A 13,464-nucleotide genomic window follows, 5' to 3' on the forward strand; every position below is an offset into this window, starting at 1 on the left:
TGGAGATTTCATTATGTTTTCTGTAGATGACACCTTGCGCCCCGGTAGCCAGAGGCCCGACGAGCTGGTTCCGTCCCGTTACGCGCTGCGGGTCGGCGAGATTGACGTGCTGGTGATCAGCGATGGGGTGTTTCCGCTGCCAGCCACGACCTTGGCCACCAATGCCGCCCCGGCCGACCTGGCGGCCTGGCTGGACGACAGGCTCCAGCCGTCGGACGTGTACAAGTGGCCGCTGAACGTGGTCGTGGTGCGTAGCGGCGGCCGGACCGTACTCATCGACGCCGGGATGGGGGCGGAGTACCCGGACTTCCCGCGGGCCGGGGGGCTTCTGGCCATGCGACTGGAGGCCGCCGGCATCGATCCCGCATCCGTGACCGACGTGGTGCTTACCCACCTGCACGTGGACCACGTTGGCGGGCTGCTCGCCGACGGGCTGAAGGGCAGGCTGCGTCCGGACGTGCCGATCCACCTGGCGGCCGCCGAGGCCGAGTTCTGGGCGTCGCCCGATTTCTCCCGCAACTCTTTTCCGCCGCGGATGCCGGACGTGCTTCGGTCGGCCGCCGGGCGGGTCATGGACGAGTACCGCAGCCAGCTGCGGCTGTTCGAGGCGGAGTACGAGGTGGCGCCGGGGGTGGTCGTCTGTCGCACCGGCGGCCACACCCCCGGGCACAGCGTGGTCCGCCTCGCGTCCGGCGGCGACCGGCTGACGTTCCTCGGCGATGCCGTGTTCCCGGACCATTTCGACCGACCCGACTGGTACAACGCTTTCGACCACGACCCCGAGGAGGCGGTCCGCGTCCGGGTCCGTCTCTTGCGGGAGCTGGCGGCGACCCGCGAGCCGCTGGTGGCCGCTCACCTGTCGTTCCCGTCCGTCGGCCGGGTGGCGGTCGCCGGCGACGTCTTTCGTTGGATACCCGTCAACTGGGATTACTGACCGCTTGTCAAGGAAATAGACCGAAAGAGGCCTGCTTTAGGGAGCTTCGCCCCCCGGGAAAGAACAGCACCCTCGACCAATTCATGGCCCATCGCCGAGGCGCGCACGGACCGACCAGACAACCTTCTTTGGCACCTACTGCACCGGATGCAACCGATCGGTCGGCAGGCCTCGGCAGAAGTTGTTCAGTCGCGCAGCTCGAGGACACGGCTGCTGGCGTTCCTCTTCATCGTGGCCATCAGCCTTGTAGCCAGTGTCCTGACGTGGGAGGGCTGGACCTCCGTGTACGCAGCTGCCGGCTCCTTGGTGGGTACCTAGGCCATGCATCGCTGAGGGCCTTGAGATCGATGAGGCATATCAAGCCCGCAGCGCCGCCCGTGCGAGGCACCGCGCAACCGCCATCTCGGCCGCCTGCCCTGGAGGCCCCAGGCGCTGCCAAGATCGAGCCCCCAGCCTCCACAGCCGGAATGGCAAAGGCTCCGCCGCCCTGGATTTCCAAGGCGCGGGGCGCTCGCGGCCCGCCGGCCGCACCCACCCGCCTGCTGCGCGTTCGAGATCCGAAGCGCGCCCCCTGCTTCGACGGAGTGATGCTGATGGCATTGAACAAAAGGACGCGTGGAAGCGAAGCGGGCGCTTCTCTCAGCGGCTATGCAGCGATTGCCGAGAATCGACATCGCCGGCATCGAAGCCATGCACATGGTCAACATGGGGCAGCTGGCCTATCCAAAGGGCCAAGTCACCGCCGCTGCCAACCAGTTCTACAGCCTGGCGTTTTGAGCCCAGTGCCTCGCAGCCGCCTTCGCTCGTTACAACCTCCTCGTTGCGACAGAGGTGATTTCACCGCCAGCGCCCAAAATCCGTCCACCGCCTTCTGAGTCCCCACCCCGCCTACCTGCCATGGTTGCGACCGCGGTCCGTCAACGTGGCAATGGGCTATCACCGTCATAGGCAAAGCGTTTGACCTATTCGTCCGTGCGGATCCAGAATGCTTACGTCTCAATCAAAAAACTGGAGACTCCCCATGAGCCAGAATCAAGCGGAAGCCAAGTGCCCGTTCCACCATGCGGTGGCCCGCGGCACTGTCAATCGTGACTGGTGGCCCAACCAGTTGCGGGTGGACCTGCTTCACCAACATTCCTCCAAGTCCGATCCGATGGGCAAGGACTTCGACTACGCGAAGGAGTTCAAGAGCCTCGACTACGAGTCGCTGAAGAAGGATCTGCGTGCGCTGATGACGGACTCACAGGACTGGTGGCCGGCGGACTTCGGCCACTACGGGCCTCTGTTCATTCGGATGGCCTGGCACAGCGCCGGTACCTACCGTACCGGCGACGGGCGTGGTGGCGGCGGCCGGGGCCAGCAGCGCTTTGCGCCGCTCAACAGCTGGCCTGACAACGTCAACCTCGACAAGGCGCGCCGACTGCTGTGGCCGATCAAGCAGAAGTACGGCCGCAAGATCTCCTGGGCCGACCTGATGATCCTGACCGGCAACGTGGCCCTGGAATCGATGGGCTTCAAGACCTTCGGCTTCGGCGGCGGCCGTCCGGACACCTGGGAGCCCGACCAGGACGTCTACTGGGGCAAAGAGACGACGTGGCTGGAGGACAAGCGCTACACCGGCGACCGCGACCTGGAAAACCCGCTCGCTGCGGTGCAGATGGGCCTGATCTACGTCAACCCGGAAGGCCCGAACGGCAACGCGGACCCGGTCTCGGCGGCCAGGGACATCCGCGAAACCTTCGCCCGCATGGCGATGAACGACGAGGAAACCGTCGCCCTGATCGCCGGCGGCCACACCTTCGGCAAGACCCACGGCGCCGGCCCGGCAGACCTCGTCGGCTCGACCCCGGAAGCGGCCGACCTGGAGGAGATGGGCATGGGCTGGAAGAGCACTCACGCCAGCGGCATCGCCGGCGATGCGATCAGCAGCGGCCTGGAAGTCACCTGGTCACAGACGCCGACGCAGTGGAGCAACCACTTCTTCGAGAACCTGTTCAAGTTCGAGTGGGAACCGGTCAAGAGCCCGGCCGGCGCGGGACAGTGGCAGGCCAAGGGCGCTGCGGCGGACATTCCGGATGCCCACGACAAGTCGAAGAAGCGCGTGCCCACCATGCTGACCACCGATCTTTCACTGCGCATCGACCCTGCCTACGAAAAGATCTCGCGGCGCTTCCTCGAGCACCCCGAGCAGCTTGCCGACGCGTTTGCGCGTGCCTGGTTCAAGCTGACGCATCGCGACATGGGCCCGCGCTCGCGCTACCTCGGCCCGGAAGTGCCCGCCGAAGAGCTGATCTGGCAAGACCCGATTCCGAAGGTCGACCATCCCCTCATCGACGACAAGGACATCGCGGCGCTCAAGACCAAGGTGCTGGCCTCGGGCCTGTCGGTGTCCGACCTGGTGCTGACGGCCTGGGCCTCGGCCTCCACCTTCCGCGGCTCCGACATGCGGGGCGGCTCCGACGGCGGCCGCATCCGCCTCGCGCCTCAAAAGGACTGGGAAGTCAACGAGCCGACCAAGCTGGCCAAGGTGCTCCAGACGCTGGAAGGAATCCAGGGCGAGTTCAACAAGGCACAATCGGGCGGCAAGAAGGTCTCGATGGCCGACCTGATCGTCCTGGCCGGCTGCGCCGGCGTCGAGCAGGGGGCCAACAACACCGGTCACAACGTGCCGGTGCCCTTCACCCCGGGCCGCATGGACGCGTCGCAGGAGCAGACCGATGTGCAAGCCATGGCGGTGCTCGAGCCGGTGGCCGACGGTTTCCGCAACTACCTCAAGAAGGACTACAACGTTCCCGCCGATGCGCTGCTGATCGACAAGGCGCAGCTGCTCACGCTGACCGCGCCCGAGATGACGGTGCTGGTGGGCGGCATGCGCGCGCTGGGCGCCAACGTCGGTGCCACCAAGCACGGCATCTTCAGCCAGAAGGAGCACGCGCTGACCAACGAGTTCTTCGTGCGCCTGCTCGACCTGAACACGACCTGGAAGGCTGTGCCCGGCGAGAACAACCTGTACGAGGGAGTTGAACGCAAGACGGGCGAGCGCCAGGGCAGCGCGACGCGCGTGGACCTGGCGATCGGCTCCAATTCAGTGCTGCGCGCCCTGGCCGAGGTCTACGGCAGTTCGGACGCGCAGGAGAAGTTCGTGAAGGACTTCATCGCGGCGTGGACCAAGGTGATGAACCTTGGCCGGTTCAACATGGTCTAGACAATCCTCATGGTTGCCGATTTGACGTAGCTTCAAGGCAGTCGCCGTTGCGAGCGCCCGGCGACGCCATCGCATGCCACGCCGTGGTGCTGGACCTTCGCCAACTGGACCTTGCAGGAGGCCAACGAACGATGGCCTCCGCAAGCGCGGCCTGCCGATCGCCAGGCGGAAGCTATGTCTGGTCGCGATTTTCACGAACAAAATGGTCTTGCCCCGTATGTCCGGACACGGCCTATTCGCAAATTAACGCCGCTACGCCTATGCAGCCAAGTGCGCAGGAGACAACGATGACGGCCAGCTACGTAGAAATACAAGGCGCCCAGGCGGATATTGACCTCTGGGATGGGTTGATCACGGATCAAAACGCCCTCATCGGCGTCATGATGCAGAAGATGTCCCAAGTCGGATGCACGGATGCAGCATGGCTCGACGAGCGAATCACGGAGGCGGAAAGTATCGAGAATCGCTTAGTCGTCGGACTCGACCGCGCCCAGCGCCGACTGCGGGCATTGATCTAGACATCCCGAGTGCTCGACTCAAGCGGACCAACGTCCGGGAATGATGCGGTGCAAAGGTCGGAATGCGGCCAGACTGAGGCGCGAGACGAGTATCAAAGCTACCTGTAGCTGGTTGGAATCCGAATCCTTCCGGCTCGCAATCAGCGAGCTCTTCGGCTCACATTCGAAGCGACTGCCGAAGCAACCAACCGGTCCGACCGCATGCAAGGTAGGACGAACGGAGAGCACCCGCCCGCGACAGCCGTCTGCAACGTTCTTCTGGCCCGACATGCCGTTGGCGCAGGTACTGATGAGGATCGTCGGACGGCCGCTTGTCGAATTCAAGAAGCCAGAGCCGCCGGTGGACAACATGCCCAAGGTTCGCTTATGCAGCGGAAGCTCGCCACGCCAAGGTTGGGCTTTAACTTCAGAAAAGTGCCCTCTCCCCATCAACGCTTCGGATTCACAACGTGGGCTACGAAGCCCTCGTCATCAGGCGCAGGTTCTGCACGGCCGCGCCTGCGGCACCTTTGCCCAGATTGTCGAGAACCGCGCTCAAGACGATCTGACCTGTGCGTTCATTGCATGCAACGGCCAGACTCATGTCGTTTGAGCCGTTGTGGACTTGCGGGTCCAGTTCGGTCATCGGCGCGGCGGAAGACATCGGCATCACACGCACATGCGCCGCATCGCGGTATCGTTCCCTGAGGCATTCGTGGATGCGCACGCCAGAAACATCGGCGGGAAGCATTCGCGTGTGCAGTCCAATGGTGAGCACAATGCCCTGCCGGTAGCTGCCATAGGCCGGCACGAAGATAGGCCGGTCCGCCAAGCCGGCGTAGGCCTCAATTTCCGGCACGTGCTTGTGCTCGAGTGCAAGGCCATAGACCTTCAGTGAATGCGCCCCCGCCCCGGCCTCGTGCGCTTCCGCCCCCGCCCTGCCCTGACCCGAATAGCCTGAGACGGCGTGGATGACAAGCGGATAGTCGGCGGGCAACAGGCCCGCATCCGTCAGCGGTCGCAGCAGGGCGACCGCGGCCGAGGGATAACAGCCCGGATTTGTGACCCGCAGTGCCGAGGCGATACGTTCGCCTTGCCGTGCATCGAGCTCCGGCAGGCCGTAGACCCAACCCGGGCTGGTGCGGTGCGCCGAGCTGGCATCGATGACACGCACCGAAGGGTTCTCGATCATCGCCACCGCATCTCGCGCCGCGGCATCGGGCAGGCAAAGGATTGCGATGTCGCTCTCGTTGAGAGCGGCCCGGCGGGCAGCCGCATCCTTGCGCAGGCTTGTCGGTAATGTGCGGATGCGAAATTCCCCACCCCGGAGTCGGTTCTGCAGGTCAAGGCCGGTGGTGCCCTGGTCGCCGTCGATGAAAATATTGAGGTCCATGGAGCGCAATCGTAGGGATACGACTTCCATGGCTCCAGCTAAATATACGGAACGCAGGATTAAGAAAAGTTAAATTAGCGAGATGCGGGAATTGAGCCTTGACCATCTGCGCACCCTCGTCGCCATCGCCGACCTTGGGTCCCTGGCCAATGCCGCACGCGCCCTTCACCTGGCGGCACCCACCGTCACCGTTCAGATCGCGGAACTGGAGTCGCGATTGGGTGGCCGCTTGCTCGTTCGTGGGCGGGGGCCCGCGCAAGCGACCGCCTTGGGTGAGCGCTTCATCGTGCGTGCCCGCAGGCTGCTGGCGGACGCGGACGACGCAGTGGAGGACGTTCGACGTCAGCTCGCAGGCCAAACGGGCCGCGTGCGGGTGGGTGCCTCGACAGGCGCCATTGCGCACCTGCTGCCGCCCGCGCTCGAACGTCTTGCCCGGAACCATCCCGGCATCGACGTGAACGTGCAGGTGCTGACGTCCAACGACAGCATGGCCCGGCTCGCCGCAGGTAGCCTGGACCTGGCGGTCGTGGCGCTGCCGCAGGCGCCTGTGCGCGGCGTTCATGTCACTGCCCTGCGGCGCGAGGCTGTCGTCGCCTTTCTGCCGGCGGCCTGGAAAGCACCCAAGCGGCTTACCCCGCAGTGGCTGGCCCAGCGACCGCTGATCATGAACGACTCCACTACACGTCTTTACCGGCTGACCGCGGAATGGTTCTCTACGGCTGGCGTCCATTGCCGGCCGTGCGTCGAGCTCAACTACAACGATGCGATCAGGACACTGGTCGCCGCCGGCTACGGAGCGGCCTTGCTGCCGGAGGAATCGCACGAGCCCGCGCGTGATCCTCGCATCGCCGTCCGCCCGCTCAGCCCGGCTCTATGGCGGCAGCTGGGTCTCGCGGTCAGTGACCGAGGCGCCAGCGGCCCGACACGTTTCGTCTTGGAGGCGTTGCTGCCTGAGAGGGATTCGGCTACTTGAGTCGGCGCTGGGCGGCTGCATAGGGCCGACTGTACGCATTCGCCCAAGCAAGTTCAAAGTCCGCAACCAGTCTGACCCCGACCTACACATGATGGGCAGCCGGCGAGGTCCGAGCCCCTCGGCTGTTTGCGCATCTATTGGCTTTGTTTGCGCATTTATTGACCTAGAACACCACTTCTGTTCTGAGCTAATAAATCCCCAAACGGCGATCCAGGCGGCACGCGGCTCGCCAAGCTCCTTGAGCTTTAGGTCGCCGACGCAAATGCCCAAACGACATCCGCCCGCGCCGGTTCCGAAGGCGAGCAACTGCTAATAAATGCTCAAACTAGCCGCGCGCCCCGTCGTCGATCGCGACTGCCGCATCGGACCGGCCTCTCAAGAATGGACTGGGGAACGCCAACTAGTTGCGCTCATGCGTTTTCCCTGGACGTCTTGGCCGGGTAAACCCTAGGTGCCTTAGGTAAGCTGCTCGAACCGAGGGCCCGAGCGTCTCCGGGCCCACCAATGAACGTCTCCCATCTCATCCACATCACCGGCTTGATCGCGCTTGCCCTGACTGTCTTCGGCCTGGTCGGTTCCAATGACAGGGCACTTCGCACTATAGGGGCACCAGCCGAACGGGTCAATTCGACCCAGGCACAGTCCAAGAGCACGCCCACCTGCCTCGTTGGACACTTCCTCTCACTGCGTGCGCCAATGACGATTCCGCGCGTCCCTGCGGCACTCGAATTTCAGCTGCGACGGCGTCCATGCTCGCTGCCGCCAAGAGGGGCAATGGCTACACCGTGCCACTTAGTCAAAACATTCGTCCTGAGCGACTGCTTGCGGGCGAATTGAACCTCTCTAGCGACCGACTTGTCATGGCCGGAAAGAGTCAACGATTTGAGGTACCGACGGCTCTCGCTGCATACACACCGTCGGGAGTTCGAACTACGCGGTAGGAACGCTTTGACGGTAATAGGGGCAGCGAAGGGCAATGCAATTCCGGGTTGAAATCCAAGTTCTCGCGCACGTCGTATTCCGTGCTGCCCGCCGCGGCATCAATCAGAATGCCCCACACCTTGAGTTGGCGGCTACTGGTTCCCGCGTCGTCATGCGCTCGCCAAAACTTGGGGAGTTCGGAACGCGAAAGCTCGACGGCCGTCGCCGTCGCCTTTTCTGAGCAGGCCCAAATCTCAGAAAACTGCATGTTGGCAATCGCCACAAGCTCATCGCGTCGCTCGGGCGGGCCCAGCACCCAAACCAGCGTCCTGCCCGCTTGGAACTCGTCCCGGTCGGAATAGGAGCCAAGTGGGCTCGAAAGCGGAGGGCTTTTCATGCGAGTTCAACGCGAATTGTCAATGGTCACGTGCAAGGCTTGAGGAGGTCGACTCTGTTGGCAGAACAGGCGCGCCAATGCCTGCCATTTTTGGAGTTCTGCGCGATGGTCGAACGGCGGCTCCTGGCCTGCTTCTGGCCGACTGTAGCCGGTATGGCGCCTGACCAAACCAGTGTTCAACTGCCCAATCGAACTCGAGCCGCGCCACCGATAGGAAGCCACAAAGTCGTCCTCGCTGCTCCGTCAACTTCCCTGCTCGGCATCGTTCCAATTCGGGCCTGCCAAAAAAGGCCCGAGCCGACGTGGACCTCTACAAAGCCCGCAAGCTGTTCTTCGATCTCAAATGCTGAGATCCCCGTAGGAAGCGATGTGCCCGCTTGTCACCGACTCTGGCAGCCGCCAAAGTCGCCCGGTCGTTTGCGGATTTAATGGCGTCGTTTGCGGATTTATTGACGCGTTTGGGGAATTAATAGCTCAGAACACAATCGTGTTCCGGCTCAAAACAAGCGCAAACGGCCACCCAGGCCAGGCAAGGCCCGCCAAGGACGTTTTCAAGGCAGCAAGGCGCGAGAAATCCCGAACAACGCCAGCATGAGCACGGACGGAGCGCTCCCGTGCGCCAACAATTGCTTGAACAAGGCCCCCTGCTCTGCTGGAATGAACGGCCCAGCGCGAGCTGGCTGTAAAGCGCCAGCACCACCAGCGGTCCTTGCTGGGCCAGCGCCACGGCGAAGGTGCTGGCGTAGACGCCCCAACGTGCCTGAACCCAGCGAAGAGAGCGGCCTGGCCCCCCGCCTGCCTACGGCCGGCCAGCGTCAGCCCCCAGCAAAGGGCCCCCAGCGCCACGCGGCACAGCAGCGCGCCGAAAGCGTCAAAGGTGGTGTCCTGGGTCGCGGACGGGCGTCGTCGGCGTAGGCATGGGCCACCATCGTGGCCGTATTGGCGAAGATGGCGGCGGCCGCCACGCCCTGCAGCGCCCGCAGGATCAGCATCAGCGGCGCATTCGGCCCATGGCCGTGGCACTGAAGAAGCACAGCGCCACGGCCAGGCAGGAGCTGATCAGCACGCGCCAGGGCGCGACGCCCGCCGGCTGGCCGGGCATCGCCTGCGCCGAAGAAGAGTCGCTCATTGCGCCGTCACGTAGCTGGTCATGGCCAGCCGCTGCCCGCCGCTCACGGCGCTACTTTGAAGCCCGAGGCCTTCACCACGGGCGTCCAGTAGCTGCGCTCCTCATCCATGGTGCGGCTCAGTTCGGCACTGCCCAGGCCGGTGGCCTCCAGGCCCACATGGTCCAGGCGCTTCTTCACGCTGTCGGTCTTCATCGCGGCGATGAAGGCCGCTTCCAGCTTCTGCACAGCGGCCTTGGGCGTGCCGGCCGGCACATAGGCGCCGTAGGTGGTCACGGCCTTGTCGAAGGCCGCGAAGCCGGCCTCCTTGGCCGTCGGCACATCGGGCAGCCAAGCGGTGCGCTGTGTCCCCGTCACGGCCAGGATGCGCAGCTTGCCCGAGCGGTGCAGCTCCAGCTGACTGGCCACGGCGTCGATGCTCAGCGGAATGTGGCCGCCCATGATGTCGGTGGCCAGCGGGGCGCCGCCCTTGTAGACCACAGGCTGCAAGTCCACGCCGGTTTCCTGCGCCAGCTTCAGCAAAGCGAAGTGCAGGGTGCCGCCCAAATTGGCCATGCCCACGCTGGCCTGGGCCGGGTTGGTCTTGACCCACTGCACATACTCGGGCAGTGTCTTGTAGGGCGTGGCCGGCCCGGTGGACAGGGCGCTGGGCACATTGGCCAGATGGGCGACCGGGACGAAGTCCTTCTGCGGCTCATAGCTCAGCCGCGCAAAGGTCATGGGAAAGAGGACGAAGGCCGGCGTGTGCGCCAGCAGGATGGTGCGGCCATCCGGCTTGGCGTTCTTGACGGTGACGATGGCGATCTGCGTTGAGGCACCGGGCTTGTTCTCCACCAGCACGGGGGCCTTGAGCGTGTGCTTCATCTCTTCGGCCACCGAGCGGGCCAGCACGTCCAGTGCGCCGCCGGCCGGGAAACCCAGCACCAGCCTGTAGGGCATGTGCTCTTCGTCGGCATGGGCGGGCACCAGCGCGCAGGCGGCGGCCAGGGCCACCAGGAAGGAACAGATGGGGAAGCGCATAGGAAGGGGGTCCAGAATGGAGTGAGAGATGGGCGCGGACCGGATCAGTCCGCGATGAGGGGCAGCGACCGGCTGGGTGTGTGCGCGGCCATGAACTGCGTGGCTGCCTGCAGCAGGGGCAGGTCCTGCTTGAAGCGGCCCACCAGCTGCAGGCCGATGGGCAGGGCGTCGCTGGCCGCACCGCTGGGCAGGCTGATGGCCGGGTGGCCCGTCAGGTTGAAGGGCATGGTCCAGGGGAACCAGTTGGGCCGTACCTCAGAGTGACGCCCGCGGCCACCGAGGCCGCGGCACCGCCGCTGGAGCCGCCCGAGGTCCGCGTGGCATCCCAGGCGTTGGCGGTGCTGCCGAACAGTGGTGCATCCGTCAGGCACTTGGCGCTGGTGGTCTTGCCGATCACGATTCGCTCCGTCCGGGGCCCATCTCACTTCTTGGCCTGCTGCGAGTCGGCCTCGCCGAAGTTGGCCATCATCGCGGTCCATCGAGCGATGTCAGACTTGACGAAGTCCATCGTCTCTGCCGGCGGGCTCGGTTGGATCAGCAAGCCGATCTCTTTCATCTCAGCCTGGATCTGTGGCGCCTTCAGGACCTCCCCCAGTGTCCTTGAAAGCGTGTTCACGATGTCGGGCGGCAGGTTGGCAGGCCCCAGCAGTGCAAACCAGTTCGAGATGCCAAGCTCGGGCATGCCGAGCTCGTGCACTGTCGGTACGCCGGGCAGTGATGGCGAGCGCGTCTGGGAAGTCACGGCAATGGCCGTCATCTTTCCGGCTTGCACGTTCGGTAACACCAGCGGCAGCGTCACGGCCGCGATGTTCAGGTCTCCGCGCATCAGGTCGATCATCACGTCGGGTTGCCCGCGGTAGCTGACGTGCGTGAGAGCAATGCCTTGCTGCTTCTTGAGCAGTTCGAGTGTGAAGAAGGGAGTGGTCCCGGTGCCCGGCGATCCGTAATTGAAGTGCGCAGCCTCAGCCTTCGCAGACTTGACGAAATCGCGCAGGTCACGTGACGGGGTCTTGGGAGGGACCACAAAGGCTTGCGGGATGGTGCCGATCATCCCAATCGCGCTGAAGCCAGTCATCGGGTTCCAGGTCGAGGACGTCGCGCCGGGCGGCACCATCGTCGTCGGTCCACTTGCGAGCACCAGGGTGTAGCCATCTGCCTTGGCGCGCGAGGCATAGGAATAGCCAATGCTGCCTGCCGCGCCTGTGCGGTTCTCAACCACAAAGGCGGTGTTGAGGCGATCGGACATGCCTTGTGCGATTCGCCTCGCGATGACGTCAACGATGCCGCCTGCGGGAAACGCCGAGACGATTGTCACAGGCCGGTCCGGATAGGTGGCGGCGCCTGCTGATTGCAATGGCGCCATTGCAAGGGCCAGGGTCGCGAAGGCCGCGCCTGCGACGAGTGAGCGCCGTAGCGGGAACAGCGCGGGAACCTCAAGGTCGAGGCAGGAAGATGATTTGGTCATGATCGGGCGAAAGGATGGAACGAACGGAGAGTGAAATTCGATAGGCGCGCGCAGCGGCTGGTCGGTGAATCAGCCGATCGCTGGCCTGCGGTCCAGCAGGCCCTGTGATCGCTCCAGCAGCGCCGCGCAGCGCAGCAGTTCGGCATCCTTACGGAGGCGGCCGACAAGCTGGATGCCGATGGGCAGACCGAAGGCGCCGAAGCCGTTCGGCAGGCTGATAGCTGGATGCCCGGTCAGGTTGAAGGGCATGGTCCAGGGGAACCAGTTGGGGCGGACATCTGGAAACACCTGACCGTCGATCTCGAGGCTGCCGAACAAGTCCTGCTCGATGGGCAGGGCCGTGCGCGTCAAGGTCGGCATCGCGAGGAGGTCGTTGCCATCCAAGAGCGACTGGACGAAGCGGAACAGGCGAGTCCGCTCGATCATGGCTTTCTGGTAGTCGACGCCGCTCACGGAAGTGACCAAGGCCATCTGCTTCTGGAAGGTTGTGCTCAGCATCTGCGGATGCTCTCGCGCCATGTCGGCATAGCAGGTTCGCCAGACTGTGTGGTTGATCACGCGCCAAATCGGCTCGATGTCGAACCCATTTCCAGGCATCTCGATCAGGTTCGCGCCCAGGCCCTGCAAGTGAGCGAGCGATGTGCGGAAGGCTTTTTCCACCTCGGCCGACACAATGCGCCCTTCGGGTGCCAAGCAGTACAGCACGCGCTTGCCGCGCAAGTCGCCCTGCGGTGCGGAAGCCTTTGCGTAGTCTGGCACCTCGACGCCGGTGGACCATGGCTCGCCCGCATCCTCGCCGGCCATGGCCTGCAGCATAAGTGCGGTGTCGGCCACCGTGCGGGACATCGGAGTGACGAAGGTCACGTTGCCGTAGACGTCGTCGGCCTGGCTGTGGGGCACCAGTCCGCTGCTCTGCTTGAGACCGACGATGCCGTTGCAGGCGGCTGGGATGCGCGTGGAGCCACCGCCATCGGTTGCGGCACCGATGGGCGCGATCGATGCCGCGACCGCGACGGCTGTGCCGCCGCTCGACCCGCCGCTTGAATGTGCGGCGCTCCAGGCGTTGCGCGTGCGACCGAAAAGCGGCGCGTCGGTCAGGCACTTGGCGGCGAATTCGGGGGTCGTGGTCTTACCCACGAGAACCGCACCTTGTCGGCGCAGCCGTGCTACCACCTCCGCATCTTGTGCGGGAACGTGCTGTGCGTGCAGCAGCGAACCATAGGTGGTGCGAATGCCCTGCGTATCGATCACGTCCTTGCAGGTGTAGGGCACGCCGTGCAGCAGGCCCAGCGGTTCGCCTCGCATGAGAGCTTTTTCGGCGTCTTTGGCCTGTGCCAGGGCCTCGTCGGCACAGATGGTGATGAAGCAGTTGAGCTCGGGTTGCAGCCGCTCGGCTCGCTCGAGCACCGCCCTCGTCACCTCGACCGGGGACAGCTCTCTGTGCGCGATATGCCTGCGCAGTTCAGTCGCTGTCATGAAACACAACTCGTCGCTCATGTCCTCGATTCCCTTCGTCTCTGCTGCCACCTGGC

The 13,464-nt window shown here is 64.5% G+C and carries 12 protein-coding genes and 2 pseudogenes; 5 read left to right on the plus strand and 9 right to left on the minus strand.

From position 1 onward, the window contains the following. Positions 1–13: 13 nt before the first annotated feature. The 4 genes and pseudogenes from ACSQ9A_RS20585 to ACSQ9A_RS20600 all read left to right on the plus strand — a co-directional run bounded on the left by ACSQ9A_RS20585 (position 14) and on the right by ACSQ9A_RS20600 (position 4,657). Positions 14–934, plus strand: coding sequence for an MBL fold metallo-hydrolase (locus tag ACSQ9A_RS20585; protein ID WP_436304960.1), 921 nt, complete (start codon positions 14–16; stop codon positions 932–934). Positions 935–1,597: 663 nt separating this feature from the next. Then, positions 1,598–1,711: pseudogene (locus ACSQ9A_RS20590) on the plus strand (IS6 family transposase); the annotation flags it as partial. Positions 1,712–1,955: 244 nt separating this feature from the next. Further along, complete coding sequence (gene katG, locus ACSQ9A_RS20595; RefSeq protein ID WP_436304961.1) at positions 1,956–4,139, plus strand: catalase/peroxidase HPI; 2,184 nt, start codon at positions 1,956–1,958, stop codon at positions 4,137–4,139. Between the two features lie 287 nt (positions 4,140–4,426). Further along, positions 4,427–4,657, plus strand: coding sequence for a hypothetical protein (locus ACSQ9A_RS20600; RefSeq protein WP_093102713.1), 231 nt, complete (start codon positions 4,427–4,429; stop codon positions 4,655–4,657). A 454-nt stretch (positions 4,658–5,111) separates the two neighbouring features. On the opposite strand, the gene argC is transcribed toward ACSQ9A_RS20600, so the two are convergent. After that, positions 5,112–6,029 (minus strand): N-acetyl-gamma-glutamyl-phosphate reductase, encoded by a 918-nt coding sequence (gene argC, locus ACSQ9A_RS20605; RefSeq protein WP_436304963.1) that lies wholly within the window; start codon positions 6,027–6,029, stop codon positions 5,112–5,114. An 82-nt stretch (positions 6,030–6,111) separates the two neighbouring features. Between argC and ACSQ9A_RS20610 the strand changes: the two genes are divergently transcribed. Then, positions 6,112–7,002 carry a LysR family transcriptional regulator gene (locus tag ACSQ9A_RS20610; protein ID WP_436304964.1) on the plus strand — a complete coding sequence of 297 codons (891 nt, stop codon included), beginning with the start codon at positions 6,112–6,114 and terminating at the stop codon, positions 7,000–7,002. An 874-nt stretch (positions 7,003–7,876) separates the two neighbouring features. On the opposite strand, the gene ACSQ9A_RS20615 is transcribed toward ACSQ9A_RS20610, so the two are convergent. From ACSQ9A_RS20615 to ACSQ9A_RS20650, 8 genes and pseudogenes are all read right to left on the minus strand, one after another. Further along, entirely contained in the window at positions 7,877–8,320 is a 444-nt protein-coding gene (locus tag ACSQ9A_RS20615) for a hypothetical protein (RefSeq protein WP_436304965.1), read from the minus strand. An 815-nt stretch (positions 8,321–9,135) separates the two neighbouring features. Next, entirely contained in the window at positions 9,136–9,312 is a 177-nt protein-coding gene (locus ACSQ9A_RS20620) for a hypothetical protein (protein WP_436304966.1), read from the minus strand. Then, on the minus strand, positions 9,312–9,449 hold the full coding sequence (locus ACSQ9A_RS20625; protein ID WP_436304967.1) for a hypothetical protein: 138 nt from the start codon (positions 9,447–9,449) through the stop codon (positions 9,312–9,314). The genes ACSQ9A_RS20620 and ACSQ9A_RS20625 overlap by 1 nt, the downstream gene beginning before the upstream one ends. A 43-nt stretch (positions 9,450–9,492) precedes the next feature. After that, positions 9,493–10,467, minus strand: a complete 975-nt coding sequence (locus ACSQ9A_RS20630) for a tripartite tricarboxylate transporter substrate-binding protein (protein WP_436304968.1) — start codon at positions 10,465–10,467, stop codon at positions 9,493–9,495. 44 nt (positions 10,468–10,511) lie between these two features. Further along, positions 10,512–10,730, minus strand: a pseudogene (locus ACSQ9A_RS20635) (amidase family protein); the annotation flags it as partial. Beyond that, complete coding sequence (locus tag ACSQ9A_RS20640; RefSeq protein WP_436304969.1) at positions 10,679–10,864, minus strand: amidase family protein; 186 nt, start codon at positions 10,862–10,864, stop codon at positions 10,679–10,681. The pseudogene ACSQ9A_RS20635 and the gene ACSQ9A_RS20640, both read right to left, overlap by 52 nt. A gap of 24 nt (positions 10,865–10,888) precedes the next feature. Continuing rightward, positions 10,889–11,932, minus strand: coding sequence for a Bug family tripartite tricarboxylate transporter substrate binding protein (locus ACSQ9A_RS20645; protein ID WP_436304970.1), 1,044 nt, complete (start codon positions 11,930–11,932; stop codon positions 10,889–10,891). A gap of 69 nt (positions 11,933–12,001) precedes the next feature. Next, positions 12,002–13,429 carry an amidase gene (locus ACSQ9A_RS20650; protein WP_436304971.1) on the minus strand — a complete coding sequence of 476 codons (1,428 nt, stop codon included), beginning with the start codon at positions 13,427–13,429 and terminating at the stop codon, positions 12,002–12,004. Between the last annotated feature and the right edge of the window lie 35 nt (positions 13,430–13,464).

This window comes from Variovorax sp. LjRoot290, assembly GCF_964253985.1.
In the GTDB taxonomy this organism is placed as follows: Bacteria; Pseudomonadota; Gammaproteobacteria; order Burkholderiales; family Burkholderiaceae_C; genus Variovorax.

Bases quoted from the DNA above. Each gene is read 5' to 3' on its own strand.
- ACSQ9A_RS20645 (WP_436304970.1), bottom strand. From the start codon at position 11,932: ATGACCAAATCATCTTCCTGCCTCGACCTTGAGGTTCCCGCGCTGTTC.
- ACSQ9A_RS20630 (WP_436304968.1), bottom strand. From the start codon at position 10,467: ATGCGCTTCCCCATCTGTTCCTTCCTGGTGGCCCTGGCCGCCGCCTGC.
- katG (WP_436304961.1), top strand. From the start codon at position 1,956: ATGAGCCAGAATCAAGCGGAAGCCAAGTGCCCGTTCCACCATGCGGTG.
- ACSQ9A_RS20600 (WP_093102713.1), top strand. From the start codon at position 4,427: ATGACGGCCAGCTACGTAGAAATACAAGGCGCCCAGGCGGATATTGAC.
- ACSQ9A_RS20625 (WP_436304967.1), bottom strand. From the start codon at position 9,449: ATGAGCGACTCTTCTTCGGCGCAGGCGATGCCCGGCCAGCCGGCGGGC.
- ACSQ9A_RS20620 (WP_436304966.1), bottom strand. From the start codon at position 9,312: ATGCTGATCCTGCGGGCGCTGCAGGGCGTGGCGGCCGCCGCCATCTTC.
- ACSQ9A_RS20650 (WP_436304971.1), bottom strand. From the start codon at position 13,429: ATGAGCGACGAGTTGTGTTTCATGACAGCGACTGAACTGCGCAGGCAT.
- ACSQ9A_RS20615 (WP_436304965.1), bottom strand. From the start codon at position 8,320: ATGAAAAGCCCTCCGCTTTCGAGCCCACTTGGCTCCTATTCCGACCGG.
- ACSQ9A_RS20610 (WP_436304964.1), top strand. From the start codon at position 6,112: ATGCGGGAATTGAGCCTTGACCATCTGCGCACCCTCGTCGCCATCGCC.
- argC (WP_436304963.1), bottom strand. From the start codon at position 6,029: ATGGACCTCAATATTTTCATCGACGGCGACCAGGGCACCACCGGCCTT.
- ACSQ9A_RS20585 (WP_436304960.1), top strand. From the start codon at position 14: ATGTTTTCTGTAGATGACACCTTGCGCCCCGGTAGCCAGAGGCCCGAC.